This window comes from Streptomyces sp. NPDC008092, assembly GCF_042957285.1.
In the GTDB taxonomy this organism is placed as follows: Bacteria; Actinomycetota; Actinomycetes; order Streptomycetales; family Streptomycetaceae; genus Streptomyces.
In genome coordinates, this window is sequence record NZ_JBIBHY010000007.1 from 370,449 (window position 1) to 384,778 (window position 14,330).

Annotated in this window: 12 protein-coding genes; 5 read left to right on the plus strand and 7 right to left on the minus strand. The window is 73.8% G+C overall.

What is annotated here, in order from left to right; all coding sequences use genetic code 11:
* Positions 1-2 precede the first annotated feature (2 nt).
* From ACFZB3_RS24690 to ACFZB3_RS24710, 5 genes are all read right to left on the minus strand, one after another.
* Entirely contained in the window at positions 3-1,073 is a 1,071-nt protein-coding gene (locus ACFZB3_RS24690; protein WP_391378504.1) for a phosphotransferase, read from the minus strand.
* On the minus strand, positions 1,070-1,831 hold the full coding sequence (locus ACFZB3_RS24695) for an ATP-binding cassette domain-containing protein (RefSeq protein WP_391378506.1): 762 nt from the start codon (positions 1,829-1,831) through the stop codon (positions 1,070-1,072). Before ACFZB3_RS24695 ends, ACFZB3_RS24690 begins: the two co-directional genes overlap by 4 nt.
* Positions 1,828-2,589 (minus strand): ABC transporter permease subunit, encoded by a 762-nt coding sequence (locus ACFZB3_RS24700; protein WP_391378508.1) that lies wholly within the window; start codon positions 2,587-2,589, stop codon positions 1,828-1,830. The genes ACFZB3_RS24695 and ACFZB3_RS24700 overlap by 4 nt, the downstream gene beginning before the upstream one ends.
* Positions 2,586-3,623, minus strand: a complete 1,038-nt coding sequence (locus ACFZB3_RS24705; RefSeq protein WP_391378510.1) for an ABC transporter substrate-binding protein — start codon at positions 3,621-3,623, stop codon at positions 2,586-2,588. The genes ACFZB3_RS24700 and ACFZB3_RS24705 overlap by 4 nt, the downstream gene beginning before the upstream one ends.
* A gap of 117 nt (positions 3,624-3,740) precedes the next feature.
* A complete protein-coding gene (locus tag ACFZB3_RS24710) occupies positions 3,741-4,661 on the minus strand; it encodes an ABC transporter substrate-binding protein (RefSeq protein ID WP_391378512.1) in 921 nt (306 codons plus the stop codon).
* A 392-nt stretch (positions 4,662-5,053) separates the two neighbouring features.
* Here ACFZB3_RS24710 and ACFZB3_RS24715 point away from each other — a divergent pair, with 392 nt between their 5' ends.
* Entirely contained in the window at positions 5,054-5,902 is an 849-nt protein-coding gene (locus ACFZB3_RS24715) for a rhodanese-like domain-containing protein (protein WP_391378515.1), read from the plus strand.
* A gap of 192 nt (positions 5,903-6,094) precedes the next feature.
* Here the strand turns inward: ACFZB3_RS24715 and ACFZB3_RS24720 are convergent, their stop codons facing one another.
* Positions 6,095-7,174: a M12 family metallopeptidase gene (locus ACFZB3_RS24720; protein ID WP_391378517.1), complete on the minus strand. Its 1,080-nt coding sequence runs from the start codon at positions 7,172-7,174 to the stop codon at positions 6,095-6,097.
* Positions 7,175-7,268: 94 nt separating this feature from the next.
* Here ACFZB3_RS24720 and ACFZB3_RS24725 point away from each other — a divergent pair, with 94 nt between their 5' ends.
* Positions 7,269-9,005, plus strand: coding sequence for a LuxR C-terminal-related transcriptional regulator (locus tag ACFZB3_RS24725; protein ID WP_391378520.1), 1,737 nt, complete (start codon positions 7,269-7,271; stop codon positions 9,003-9,005).
* A gap of 11 nt (positions 9,006-9,016) precedes the next feature.
* On the opposite strand, the gene ACFZB3_RS24730 is transcribed toward ACFZB3_RS24725, so the two are convergent.
* A complete protein-coding gene (locus ACFZB3_RS24730) occupies positions 9,017-11,620 on the minus strand; it encodes a CHAT domain-containing protein (RefSeq protein ID WP_391378522.1) in 2,604 nt (867 codons plus the stop codon).
* Between the two features lie 112 nt (positions 11,621-11,732).
* Between ACFZB3_RS24730 and ACFZB3_RS24735 the strand changes: the two genes are divergently transcribed.
* Genes ACFZB3_RS24735 through ACFZB3_RS24745 form a run of 3 tightly spaced genes read left to right on the plus strand, consistent with a single transcriptional unit; the run spans position 11,733 to position 14,298 of the window.
* Complete coding sequence (locus tag ACFZB3_RS24735) at positions 11,733-13,175, plus strand: S8 family serine peptidase (protein ID WP_391378524.1); 1,443 nt, start codon at positions 11,733-11,735, stop codon at positions 13,173-13,175.
* Positions 13,176-13,210: 35 nt separating this feature from the next.
* Positions 13,211-13,810, plus strand: a complete 600-nt coding sequence (locus tag ACFZB3_RS24740) for a sigma-70 family RNA polymerase sigma factor (protein ID WP_391378526.1) — start codon at positions 13,211-13,213, stop codon at positions 13,808-13,810.
* Positions 13,807-14,298 (plus strand): hypothetical protein, encoded by a 492-nt coding sequence (locus ACFZB3_RS24745; RefSeq protein WP_391378528.1) that lies wholly within the window; start codon positions 13,807-13,809, stop codon positions 14,296-14,298. The genes ACFZB3_RS24740 and ACFZB3_RS24745 overlap by 4 nt, the downstream gene beginning before the upstream one ends.
* Positions 14,299-14,330: the final 32 nt, after the last annotated feature.

The window sequence follows — 14,330 nt, forward strand, 5'->3', positions numbered from 1 at the left end:
GCTCACACCTGGGCGGCCACCAGCTCAAGGAGCCGGTGGCCGGCCCCGCCCGAGAACCACTCGGCGTGGCCGACGTAGTACTCGTATGCCAGCCGGGCGTTCGCCGGCGACCGGGTGACCCCGTGGAAGTAGTCCAGCTCGGACAGCGCGAACTCGGCATGGACCAGGGGGAGGAGGGCGGGCAGGGCCGCCGACTCGGCGGGGGTGAGCGGGCGTACCGACTGGTATCCCCGGAGCAGTTCGACGGCGTGCTTCTCCTGGACCGGGCGGCCGGGGTCCAGCCACTGCACGGTGTTGCGCTCCAGGGCCGTGGCCAGGTCGTGCACGGCGGTGGTGCGGTCGCTCATGCCGAAGTCCAGGACCGTGGCGACCTCGCCGTCCTCGCCCCAGAGGAGGTTGGAGGCGTGCCAGTCGTTGTGGGTCCACAGGGGGTCGAGACCCGGCAGGTGGGGCGCGAGGTGCTCGTGCAGCGGGAGCAGGACGCGACGGGTGTCCTCCAGCCAGGGGAAGCCCGTCAACGCCTCTGTCAGCCGCAGGCGTTCGGCCACGAAGGTCCGCAACGCGGCCCACGGGTCCGGGGCCGCGAACACCGTGAAGGAGGCGACCAGCGGCTGCGGTGAGCGGCGGGGCGCGTCGAAGCCCTCCGCCGCCAGGTGCAGCCGGGCCAGCGCCTCGCCGGCCGCCCGGGCATGGGCCGTACCGGCGAACGGCGACCAGGACAGCGCGTCCCGGTACAGGTCCGTGCCGGTCCCGGCCGAGTGCACCTCGTAGGTCCACTCGCCGCGCTCCACCAGGTCCAGGACCTCCACCACGGGCGCCCCCCGCTCCCGCAGCCGGCGCAGGAAGGCGTGCTCCTCCGCCAGCCCCCGTGCGGTCCGCACGGTGACGTGGTGGCGTTTCACGAACAGCCGCCGTCCGTCCCGTTCCACGACGGCCGCCGCCGACAGCGGGCGCGGGCTGCGCCACACCACCCGGGCCGGGCCGGTCACGGCCGTGACCTCGGCGTCGGTCAGCGGCGGCCAGTCCGGCTCGACCGGTTCGGTGCCCAGTCCGTGGGCGAGATGCGAACTCATGGCGCCCCCACCGCCGTTGTGCCGCGCAGCGAGTCCAGGATCCGGCGTTCCGCCGCCGCGAACTCCGGTGCCGTGAAGTCGTCGGCGCCGCGCGGGCGGGGCAGCGGGACCTCGACGCGGTCCACCACCGTGGCCGGGCGCGGGGACAGGACGTGGACGGTGTCGGCGAGCAGCACCGCCTCCCGGATGTCGTGGGTGACCAGGACGACCGTCCAGCGGTGCCGCTGCCACATGCCGGCCAGCCACAGCTGCATCTCGGTGCGGGTCAGCGAGTCCAGCGCGCCGAACGGCTCGTCCAGGAGCAGCACCGGCCGCTCCAGGACCACCGTGCGCAGCAGCGCGGCCCGCTGCCGCATGCCCCCGCTGAGCTGGGCGGGGTAGGCCTTCTGGAAGCCGTCGAGGCCGAAGTCGGCGAACAGCGCGTCGGCCCGCGCCCGCGCCTCCTTCTTCCGCACCCCCTGCGCCTCCAGGCCCAGCGCGGTGTTGTCGAGGACCGTCCGCCACGGGAACAGCAGGTCCTTCTGCGGCATGTAGGCGACCTTGCCGGACGCCACCCCGGCCGGTTCGCCCTCCACCAGCACCTGCCCGGAGGTCGGCCGGTCGAGCCCGGACACCAGGTTGAACAGGGTGCTCTTGCCGCTGCCGCTGGGCCCGATGACGGCGGCGAACTCGCCCGGTTCCACGGTGAGTTCGAGATCCCGCAGGACCTCCAGCGAACCGAAGGCCTTGGCCACGCCCGCGATGCGCAGACTGCTCATTTCCCGGCCTTCCGTTCCCAGGGCAGCACCAGCCGCTGCAGCAGGTAGGTCGCCCCGAACAGGGCGACACTCAGCGCGGCGGTCACCGCGACCGCCGCGAACACCAGGTCGGTACGGAACGCGCTCTTCTGGGCCTGCATGTAGATCCCGAGCCCCGACTCGGCGCCCGCGTACTCGGCGAACACCGCGCCGACCACGGCGTAGGTGATGCTCACCCGCAGCCCCGCGAAGAAGTACGGCATCGCGCTCGGCACCCGCACCAGCCGGAACGCCCGCCACCGCCCGGCGCCCAGCGAGCGCAGCAGCCGCATGGCCTCCCGGTCGGTCGCCGCGAAGCCCGCGGCCAGGTTGGCGGCCAGCGGGAAGAACGTCGTCAGCGTCACCACCAGCATCTTCGGCAGCAGACCGAAGCCGAACCAGATGATCAGCAGGGGCGCCACGGCCACGATCGGGATGGTCTGCGAGGCGACCAGCAGCGGGTACAGGCCCCGGCGGGCGGCGGCCGAGAAGTCCAGCACCACCGCCACCAGCCAGGCCGCCGCGAACGACAGCGCGAAGCCGAGCAGCGTCTCCTGGAGCGTGGGCAGCGTCTGGTCCCACAGGTCCTGGCGGTTCAGCCAGCCCTGCTCCACCACCCGGGCGGGGGAGGGCAGGGTGGTCGGGTCGACCCCGGCCGCCGTCACGTACAGCTGCCAGCCGCCGACGACCACGGCGAGCACCAGCAGCGGCGGCCACGACGACCGCAGCACGGCCCTCACTTGGTGTCCGGGAGGTAGGCGTCGGTGAAGAAGGCCGAGGTGTCCGGCGCCTTGGTGAGCTTCCTGCCGTTCGCGTCGACGAGCAGCCCGGCGTCGTACTCGAAGTCGGCGAAGGCCTTCCAGCGGGCGGCGCTCTGGGTGCCGATCGAGCCGTCGGCGCCCTTGTAGTACTCCTTGGCCAGCAGCCGCGAACTCTCCTTCACCAGCCTGGTGTTGGTGAGCACGCTCTTGTTGGCGGCGACGAGGAGATCGGCGGCCTGGTCGGGATGGTCGGCCGCGTAGCGGTAGCCCTTGTCGACGGCGGCCAGGAACTTCCTCGCCACCGCCGGGTTCTTCTCCAGGAACTGGTCGGAGGACGCGATCAGCGTGGAGTAGATCGCCGGGAAGCCGTAGTCGGAGAGCTGGAAGTCCTTCAGCGGCTTCCCGCTGAGCTTCGCCTCCAGGCCCTCCCAGGTCGGCATCGGCATCGCGAAGTCCGCCTTGCCGGCGTACAGCGCCGCGTACGCCGAGGTGTTGAGGGTGACCTGCTTGAAGTCGCCGGTGCCCCCCGCGTTCTTGATGACCTTCTGGAGCAGCGGCTTCTCGTAGGGGGCGCCGAACCCGGCGTACGTCTTGCCGTCGAGGTCCTTGGGCGAGGTGATGTCGGAGCGGTCGGCGCGCACCGAGACGGTCACGTCCGTCTTCTGCGTGACGGCGTAGACGGAGGTGATGTCCTGGCCGGCCGCGCGGGCCGTGGTGACGCCCTCCTGGTAGGAGATGCCGAAGTCGGCCTTGTGGCTCGCTATCAGCGTCTCGGGCGCGGTCGAGCCGTAGGGCACGATCTTCAGGTCGATCCCGGCGTCCTTGAACCAGCCCTTGGCCTGGGCGACGTAGAGGCCGGTGTGGTTGGTGTTGGGCGTCCAGTCCAGGGCCAGTGTGACGGTGGTGGTGCCGTCCTTGGCGGCGGCGGTGGAGTCGGCGTCGGCCGAGCAGGCGGTGGTGACGGCGAGCAGTGTCAGGGCGGCGAGGGCCGGCAGCGCGGTGCGGCGGAGCATGGTGGCGGGTCCTTCGTACGGGGGAGGGGGGTCGGGCGGCGGTGCGGGGCGGTCAGGCCCGACACAGCGCGCTGTCCACCCGCTTGAAGTCGACGGCGAGCCGCCGGGTGAGCAGGGTCATGCGGCCACGTCCAGCAGGCTGTTGGTGAAGGACCGGTGCCAGTCGTGGTCGTGCGCGATGGCGCCGTTCTCGGCGAGCCAGTGCGCGTAGGGGCCCATCCGGCCCTCGTCGATCACGCCCCAGCGGCCCTGCGGGTCCGTCCAGGTCGGCGCGATCAGGGCGAGGGAGCGGGCGATGAGCGGACGCGGGAAGTACGGGATGACCCGCTCCAGCATCTCCAGGGTGGCGTCGGGCTCGTCGGCCGCGGTGGCATAGCCGCGGGCCGTCACGGCCAGGAAGTCCCGTACCAGGGACGGCTGTTCGTCGCGCAGTCGCTCGCTCGTGCCCAGCAGGTAGCTGTGGTAGCGGGGCGCGCCTATCTCGTCGACCGGCCAGGTCAGCCGGCTGTGCTCGGGCAGGTCGCCGCGCAGGGCGTCCCAGGACCAGTAGTTGCCGAAGGTGGCGTCCGCCTCGCCGGCCTCGATGTCGTCCACCGTGAGTTCGCGGGAGCCCGCGTCGACGGTGACCACCGCGTCCGGGTCGCCGCCGTCCGCCGCCACCAGATGGCGGACCATGGCCCGCCCGCGCGGGGTCGGGTTGTAGGCGAGACGGCGGCCCGCCAGATCGCGGGGGCGGGTGATGCCGGTCGAGACCGTGGTCTGGATCGCCTCCAGACCGCGGTGGTTGACCGCGGCGACGGCCACCAGCGGCTGGCCGAGGGCCGCCCGGCGGGCGAGCAGCCGGTTCGGCGGGAAGATCCCGAAGTCCACCTCGCCCCGGGCCAGGTACTCCAGCGTGTCCCCGCGCCCCGGGTCCTGCACCACCAGTTCGACGTCCAGGCCCGCGGCCCCGTACCAGCGGCGGGCACGGGCGACGTACAGACCGGCGGAATTCGGCCACGGATGGAAATAGTCGAGCATGACCCGGATGTGCGGCATGGGGGTACTCCGAAAGCGGCGCGCGGGGGCGCGGAAGTGAGCGGGGTGAGGGAGGCGGCGGTCAGCGGGACCGGCGGCAGCACGCGCGACAACAACAGGAGCGGGCGGCATGGTGGAACACCGGGGGCCGCGGCTCGACTGCTGTGGACACGTGAACTCCTACGCGGGGCGCATGGCGCTGCTGGTGCGGTCGGCGTCCCCATGGGGACCGTGCCCGCCACCGCGGCACACGGATCCCAGACGCCCTCTCAGCCCGGTCGGGGAGGGGCTCCCGCGTAGATGGCCGAAACCATAACCGCTGCTCCCGCGTCCTGTGCAAGCGGTATCCGGAATGTGGGACGCCACTGACCGGTCCATGAGACATCCAGGTCACGGGCGTACGATCGCCCGCCATGACCACCCTGCTGCCCGGCCCCCTGGTCGACGACGCCTGGCTCGCGACCCACCTGGACGACCCCCGGCTGGTCGTCCTCGACGCCACCGCGCTGCTGCCCGCGCCCCGCCACGACGGCGACCACCGCTCCGCCTCCGGCCGCGCCGGCTGGGCCGGGCGCCACGTCCCCGGCTCCCGGCACGCCGACCTCACCGGCGATCTCTCCGACCCCGGCGCGCCCTACCACTTCGCCGTCCCGGCGCCGGACGCCCTCGCCGCCGCACTGGCCCGGCTGGGCGTGGGGGAGGGCAGCGAGGTCGTCGTCTACGACACCGGGGGCGGGATCTGGGCCGCCCGGGTGTGGTGGATGCTGCGGGCGGTCTCCGTACCGGCCGCGGTGCTGGACGGCGGGCTGGCGGCCTGGGAGTCGGCGGGGCGGCCGGTGGCCGCGGGGGACCGCGTCCCCGAGCCGGCCGCCGTGCCGGTGACGCCGGTGCCCCGGCCCGGGCTCTGGTCGGACATCGAGGAGGTGGCGGCGATCAGCCGGGGGGAGCGGCCGGGGGTGCTGGTCTGTGCGCTGCCCTCCGGGGGGTACGCCGGGTCGGTGCCGACGCGGTACAGCCGGCGGGGGCACATTCCGGGGAGCGTCTCGCTGCCGGGGCGTGGCCTGCCTGCTGCCGAACTCGAAGCAAAGGTGCGGGAGTTGGGTGACGCGTCGCCCGTCGTCCTCTACTGCGGCGGGGGGATCTCGGCGGCGGGGGCGGCGCTGGCGCTCACGCTGCTCGGCCGTGAGGACGTGTCGGTGTACGACGGTTCACTTGAGGAATGGTCCAAGGACCCCTTGCGGCCGCTGGAGTTGGGCGGCTAGGGGGAGGGGCGGTCCTGCGCCCGTCCGGGTGCCGGTGTGTGGCGGCTGGTCGCGCAGTTCCCCGCGCCACTGAAAGCAATACACGCACCGGCGCTGCCGCGCGGACGTCTCCCTCCCCCGAAGGTGGCGTCCGCGCGGCTGCTTCCCCCCGGTGCCGGACAGTGGTCCGACCTCCGCGCCGCGGCTGTGCTCTCACCAGCACATGACCGCTGTCTCCCCCGACCCCCACGTGGAATGGAGACGGACGCGGACGGCATAGCGGCGGCCCTTGACGAGCCTGACCCTGATTCTTGTGTTGTGCGGGGTGCCTCCGTCGTCGTGGCCGGCGAGGTAGCGCGGTTCCCCGTCGCGCTCCTCGAAGACCACGACGACGGAGTCGCTCTCCCCGAAGGTGCCCACGCTGTAGACGCGGGTCTCCGGCGGCTCCACGGCGAAGTCGGCCTGTCCGCCGGGCCCCAGGCTGAGCGGCGCCGAGCGGAACGGCACCAGCACGGCCGGCGGATCGGCGGGCGGGTACCAGCGGAGCACGAACTCCTTGTCCGCCGGGGACAGCGACCCCGGCGGGTACAGGCCGTTGTGGTAGTGCTCCGGCTCCAGGACCAGCCCCGGACCGAACGGGAACTGCATCACGGACTGCGGGTCCCACACCGAACCGTTGGCCTCGGACGGATCCAGCGTCCGCAGGATGTTGAAGTGGGTCCGGTCCCGGCTCCAGTGGTTCGGCGGTCCGGCGAGGTCCGCGTAGACCGCCTCGTCGTCCCAGTGGACACCCGCGAACGGGCTCTGGTGCTCGTGCTGCATCCCGAGCGCGTGCCCGATCTCGTGCAGCGCCGTCCAGCGCCCGCCGGGCTCGGTCAGGTCCCAGCCCAGGTTCATCGTGCGCTCGCCCGCGCCCACCGAGAGCGCGTCCCGGCCCACCGCCGACCAGGACCCGTCCCCCAGCTGGAAACCGATCCGCAGCTCCGCCTCGCACCGGTCGAAGACCTCGGCGAACGTCACCCCGATGCCGAGGTCCTGCCACTCCCGGAAGGACTCGCGCACCACGTCCCGCTGCTCCTTCGCACCCGCCCACGGCACCCGGCGGGTCTCCCCGGTCCCCGGGACCGGGATCACCGAGGCGTCCGTGTCGGCGTCGAAGAAGTAGTAGTGCAGAGCCGTCCCGTTGACCCACATCCGCCGCCCGCCCACCAGCGCGCCGAGCCGCTCGGCGGCCAGTCCCGGCGCGAACGCCGGAGCCGGCTGCTGCGAAAGCGAGCAGTAGCGTCGGGTCATGCGCCCAGACTGCCGTTCGACCTGGCCGCACGCCTGAGTCGGAAGCTACTCAAGTCCCCCTGTATCAGAGCTGAGTAACCCGGCTCATACTCACGTGACGACTTACGAACAGGATGCGCGAACCCTCGAACTGCCCTGGCCGTTCACCGGCCGGGAGGACGAACTGGACCTGGTCAGGCGGTCGTCGGTGAGCGGCAGGCACGGTGTCGTGGTGACCGGCCCGGCCGGCACCGGCAAGACCCGGCTGATCACCGAGGCCGTCCGGGGCACCGACTGCGTCCGGGTGACCGGCACCCCCGAGACCAGCACCCTCCCGTTCGCCGCGTTCGCACACCTGCTCTCCGACCGCGAGTCGCTGCCCGGCGCGGTCCGGCACCTGTCCGGAGTCCGGCTCCTGGTCGTCGACGACGCCCACCTCCTCGACGAGGCCTCGGCCGCCCTCGTCCACCAGCTCGCCGTGCACGGCCGCACCCGGCTCGTGGTCGCCGCCACCGGCACGGCAGCCGTCCCCGGCGCCGTCTCCCGGCTGTGGACCGGGGAACTCCTCACCCACCTCGACCTGGAACCGCTGCCCTACGACGAGACGGCCGCGCTGCTCGCCGGCGGCGGCCTGGAACCGCTCACCGTGCGCCGCCTGCACCGGGTGTGCCGGGGCGACCTGCGGCTGCTGCGCGACCTGCTCGGCGCGCTGCGCGGGTCCGGCCGGCTGTCCCGGGTCCCGGACACCGGCGAGTGGGCCTGGCGGGGGCCGCTGCCCCTGACCGCGACCGTACGGGACCGGATCGCCGCCCTGCTGCACGGTCAGGGGCCACGAGAGCGCGACACCCTCGAACGCCTCGCCTTCGCCGAGCCGTTGCCCCTCCACCCCGACGACGCCCTCGACCTCGCCGTGCTCGAACGGCTGGAGACCGACGGCCTCGTCCACGTCGACGACCGCGGCGCCGTCCGCCTCGCCCACCCTCTGCACGGCCCGGCGCTGCGCGCCTCGGCAGGCCGGCTGCGGGCCCGCCGGCTGGCCCGCACCCCGGCGCAGAGCGAACCCGCCCTGAAGGACGAACAGGAACAACTGGAAGAGCGCATCGAGCAGCTGGACGTACGGGAGGTGCCGGCCCCGGTGGGGGAGTGGCCGGCAGCGGGAGACCTGCCCGTACCGGCCGGGTACGCAGCCGTGCGTGCCCGGTACTCGTGGCTTCGGGGGGAGCTGCGAGAGGCGGCGGCGTGGGCGAGGGAGGGACTGCGGGCGGCGCCGGGCGACGCCTCCTGCCGTACCGAACTCGCCCGTGCCGCCGCCGAGTGGGGGGAGGCGGCCGTAGTGCGCGGGGACGGGGGTCTCGCGCACTACGGCGCCGTACGGCTCGGGGAACCCGAGGGAGCCGCGCAGGCCCTGAGCCGGCTGGACGGCGTGCTCGCCCGGCACGCGGAGGCGGTCGCCCGCCGTGACGGACCGGCCCTGGACCGGGCGGCCGAGGCACTGGCGGCACGCGGCCTGCTGCTGTTCGCGGCCGAGGCCCACGCGCAGGCGGTCCGCGCCCACCGGGACCCGCGCGCCGCCCGGATGTCCCGCACCCGCGCGGTCGCCCTCGCCCGCCGCTGCCAGGGCGCCCGCACCCCGGCCCTGTCCGGCCTCGTGCTCGGCGAACTCACCGCCCGCCAGCGCCAGATCGTCACCCTCGCCGCCGCGGGCCTCAGCAACCGGCAGATCGCCGAGCAACTGACCCTGTCCGTGCGGACGGTGGGCAACCACCTCTACAGCGCCTACACCCGCCTCGGCGCCGGCGACCGCGCGGCGCTGCCGTGGCTGGTGGAGCAGCCGGACCGCAAATCGGCCTAGCGGACGCCTGCTCAGGCCGCCCCGAACGCGGCGAACGCCCACCCCGTCGCCTGGTGCAGCGCGTCGCCCGGCAGGGCGGCCCGGGCATCGCGCAGCGCCTCCGCCAGCGACAACCCGGCGCCCAGACCCTTGTGCAGGGCCAGCATCAGCGGGACCACCGCCGCGTCGTTGACGGGGGCGCTGCTCGCCACCACCCCGGCCGTACCCAACGGCAGCAAGGCCGTGACCAGGCCGAGGAGTTCATCGGCGCCCACCGAAGCGAGACGGGCCGTGTCGCAGCTGGACAGGATGATCCGGTAGGGGCTGCGGGCGAGGCGCTCGAAGTCGTGCACGATCAGCGGGCCGTCCGCCATCCGCAGCGACGAGAAGAGCGGGCTGTCCGCGCGGAACGTGCCGTGCGCGGCGATGTGCGCCAGCGCGGCGCCGTCCAGCTCCTCCAGGACCCGCGGGACCTGCGCCTCCTCGTGCTCCAGGATCCGCGCCGCCGCGTACCGGCCCGCCACCTCGGGCACCTCCGCACCCCCGGTCGCCAGCCCCGGCCCCCGGACCAGCACATGGCGGCCGCCCGGCGGCGGCTCGGTCTCCCGGGCCCGCAGCCAGCTCGACGCCGACGGCGACACACTGAGCACCCGCTCCCGCAGAGCGGGCAACAGGGCCCACGGCACCCGGTGCAGCGCGCCCGGCGGGACGATCACCACCGGCCCGGAGCCGAGCTGGTCCGCCGCCGCGCCAAGCAGCAGCTCCTCCAGCCGCTTCCCGGCCGCCTCCACCACCGGCAGCCGCGCCTCCGCCCCCGGATGCGCGAGCCGCCGCAACCCCGCCTGGACGTGCTCCGCCTCCGCGACCGCCTCCGCCAGCAGCCCGCCCGCGAAGCGCCGCACCCGGCCCTGACCGCACAGCAGGATGTGCACCCGGCCGTCCAGGACGGCGAGTTCGACCAGCCGGGCGTCGCCGAGCCGGTCCAGGAGCCGGGCCGGGTCGAAACGGTCGCCGCCGCCCGGCGCGTCACCCCGCGTGTGGTGCGTACGGGCGCGGATCTCCCGCTCCAGACGCCGCTGTTCACGCTCCAGGGCAGGCACCGGACGACGCTCCCGGCGGGCCTCCTCCGCGCGGGACGCGATCTCCCGGAACGCGGTCAGCGAGGCGAGCAGGGCAGGGTCCGCGGGCGGCCGGGCCGGAGGCGTGGACAGCACCGTGGCCCGCCAGCGCTCGCTCCACTCCAGGAGGCGGCGCGGGCCGCCGTGCGCGAGACTCGCCTGCTGGGCCAGCGCGGCCAGTTCGGCACCCTGCGCGGTGGCCCGGGCCCGCAGCTCCGAGGCGCCCAGCGTCATCCGGTGGTCGTCCAGGACGTCGAGGCCGCGCCGGCACGCCTCCAGGACACCACGCCCCGATCCGGCTGCCCGGGCCCGGAGCGCCTGCGCGGCCCAGCCTGTCATCCGGGCCAGCGGCGGACCGGTGTGCCTGCCGCGCGCCGCCACCGCCAGATGCCGCTCCGCGTCCGCCGTCCAGCCCAGCGCCAGCGCGATCCGCCCGGCGAGCAGCGAGGCCTCCGGCGCGGCCGGCGCACCGAAGGACGCCAGCCGGTCGGCCACCGCCGCCGTGTCCTGCACCAGCCGCCCCGACGCGGCCCCGCCCTTCACCCGCGCCTCGATCAGCACCAGCCGCGCATGCGACTCCCACCAGCTCCGCCGCTGCCCCGAGAACAGCCGTACGGCGACCGCGGCACGCGCGATCGCGGTCTGCGCGTCCCCGGTCGACAGTGCGGACCGGGCGGCGGTCAGCAGCAGTTCGGCCTTGCGGGTGGACTGCCCGCCGATCCGGTCCAGGGCCGCGATCGCCGCATCCGCCTCGGCCAGCGCCTCCGGCGCAAGACCGGCCGCCATCAGCACGTCGCAGCGCGCGATGTACAGCATGAACGAGGGCGTGCCCAGGTCGTCGTAGCGCTCCTTGGCCTCGGCCAGCAGCCGGAGCGCCGCCGGGATGTCGCCGGACCGGTACGCGGCCAGGCCCCGGTTCTCCACGGCGACCGCCTTGTCGTGCTCCTGGCCCGTCGTCTCCCACAGCAGCTCCGCCGCGGTGAAGTCCGCGTCGGCCCGCTCCACCGCGCCCATCGCCAGATGCACGGTGGCCCGAACGCTCAGCGCCCGCGCGGTCCAGATGACGTCGTCGGCCTGCCGCAGCACCGGTATCGCCCGCCGCAGGTCCTCCAGGGCCTCCTTGTGCCGGCCCAGCACCCACCCGGCGTACGCCCGCCGGTACAGCACCCGCGCCCGGGTGTGCCCGTTGCCCCGGGCCACCCCGCGGTCCAGCACGTCCAACCCCTGCCGGGTGCGCCCCGCGTGCACCAGGGCGACCCCCAGGGTGCCGAGGACGTCCGCCTCCCGCTCCGCAGAGTCCGCCCGCGCCGCCCAGTCCCGGGCCCGCCGCAGATGGTCGAGGGCCACCGCCAGGTCCCCGAAGTCCCGCTGCCAGATGCCGATGACCTGGTGGGCGACGGACGCGTCCAGCGGCGACGGATCGGACCGCAGGACGTGCTCCGCCCGGGCCAGGGCCTCGCCGGGGGCGGCGAACACCATCGGCAGCAGTTCCGTAACCGAATCGCTTCCCGCACTCACCCCTCGGATGGTAGTGGCCTGGGCATACATGCCCCACAGGTTTGACGCTGTATCAAGCGGCGGCCTCGCGAGTCTGACTGAAGAACGCCGTTTCTGGGGGAGGAGACAGGCCATGGCACCTCAGCGATTCCATGAGCAGTTCGAGCAGATCCAGCGCTCCATGCCGGATGTTCCACTGGCGATGGGGCCGGACGACGCCGCCGAGTTCCTGTACGAGAAGGGGGTGGTCCTCGCCCGCGACGGCGAGGAGGCCCGGGTCGTCGAGGACACCGTGCGCGCCCACTTCACCGCCACCGCCGGCCTGGTCGCCGACCACGTCCGCAGGGCGGGACCGGAGACCAACCGCACCGGGGTCACCCGCATCCGGGTCGGCGACCCCGACCACCGCGACCGCACCGCCGACCCCGCCGTCGGCCACGCGCTGCGCGCCGTGCGCGAGGCGGAGGGCCGCACCGGCCGCCGCCTGGTCAGCCGCAACCACGTGGTGTCCACCACCCCAAACGCCAACTCCTGCAACCCCTGCGAACCGCTCCCCGCCCTGCTCACCCAGACCCCCAACCCACAGCCCGTGACGGGGACCTACGACCCGGAGACCGCCGTCAGCGTCCTGGTGATGGACACCGGCCTGGTGCACGACTACCGCACCTACCCGCTCCTCGCCCGTGTCAAGGGCGACCTGCAGCTCACCGAGACCGACGCCGACGGCATCCTCCAGCAGTACGTCGGCCACGGCACGTACATCGCCGGACTCATCGCCGCCCTCGCCCCCAACACCGACATCACCGTCACCAACACCCTGACCGACGCCGGTGCCATCCTGGAGTCCGAGTTCGGCGCCAAGCTCTTCGAGGCGATCGACCAGCACGGCTGGCCGGACGTCATCAGCCTCTCCGCCGGCACCCCGAACGGCAGCGCCGACGGACTCCTCGCCGTCGAGGCCTTCATGGACGCCCTGCGCGACCAGCCCACCCTCCTCGTCGCCGCCGCCGGCAACAACGGCAGCGCCACCAACTTCTGGCCCGCCGCCTGCGCCGACCTGCCCGGCTACGAGAACACGGTCCTCTCGGTCGGCGCGCTGCGCAGCGACGGCGAGTACGGCGCCTGCTTCACCAACCACGGCAGCTGGGTCAAGGTCTACGCCCCCGGTGAACAACTCATCGGCGCCATGGCCGGCTTCGACGCACCCGTGCCGTACGTGTACCAGCACACCACCTACGACGCCTGCCGGTTCGGCTTCAGCTATGCCTGCACCTGCCAGTACCCGCGCCACACCGGCGTGTTGACCGACACCGGGACGACCGGCCCCGGCAAACCGGACCAAGTGATGTTCGAAGGGTTCGCACAGTGGAGCGGAACATCGTTCGCCACCCCCATCGTGGCCGGCCTCGTCGCCGACCGGATGAGCACCGGGCAGGAGCCCGACCCGCGCGCCGCGGGCGCCCAACTCCTGCAGAGCATCACGGACTACGCCGAGGTGCGCGGGGCCCACGTACCGGCGCTCCGCCCGGCGAGCTGGCAGCCGGTCCCGGTCGTCCGGCTGGCTGCCACCGCCTGAGTTCCGGAACACTCCCCTCCACGGCGTACCATGACTTGCCGTACACGAGGGGTGGGACCGTGGACCGAGCAGAGGTCGGCGCGCTGGTCCGGGCCGCCGTCGACGGCGACGCGGCGGCCTGGAAGGCGCTCGTGGAAGGGCTGAGCCCACTGGTGTGGTCCGTGGTGCGCGCGCACCGGCTCTCCGACGCCGACGGGCACGAGGTGTACCAGACCGTGTGGTTCCGGTTCGCCCAGCACCTGGGCCGCATCCGGGAGCCGGACAAGGCGGGTTCCTGGCTGGCCAGCACGGCACGCAACGAGTGCCTGAAGGTGATCCGGGGACTGACCCGGCTGCTGCCGACCGACGATCCCCAGGTCCTGGACCGGATCAGCGAGGACCGCACGCCCGAACAGTCCCTGATCGACGCGGAGGACGAGGCGGACGAGGCGGAGCGGATCCGTCTGCTGTGGCAGGAGTTCGAGGAACTCGGCGACCGCTGCAGGCAGTTGCTGCGGGTCCTGATGGCCTCGCCGCCGCCCAGCTATGTCGAGGTGTCCGTCGCGCTGGGCATCGCCGTGGGCAGCATCGGCCCACTGCGCCAGCGCTGTCTGCGCCGGCTGCGGGCCCGGCTCGACGCGAGGGGTGCGGTGTGAACGACGACGAGTTCCCGGCCGAGGAGGCGCTGGGCGACCTCCCGGGTGACGCCGACTTCGACGCGGACCTCCTGGAGGAGGAGCTGCGCGGAGCGGCCGCCGTCCTGGACCCGCTCCCGGCCGAACTGCTCCAACTGGCCATGGACGCCTTTCTGCTGCACGACCTGGACGCCCGGGTCGCCGAGCTGACCTTCGACTCCCTGGTCGACGCGATCCCGGTGAGGGGTGTCGAGGACCCGCCCCGCATGCTGACCTTCCAGGCGGGCGAGCTGACCGTGGACGTCGAGGTCACCGACGACGGACTGCTCGGCCAGCTGCTGCCCCCGCAGTCCGCGCGCATCGAGGTGCTCGGCGGCCCGGCGGCGGCGCACCCGCTCACGGTCGACGCCATGGGCCGCTTCGCCGGCGACACCCCGCCCTCGGGCCCGTTCGCGCTGCGGCTGCGGACGGGCGGGGAGGTGATCGTGACGGAGTGGCTGCGGGCGTGAGGCGCAGTGCTATGTCACATACCACCGCTGGT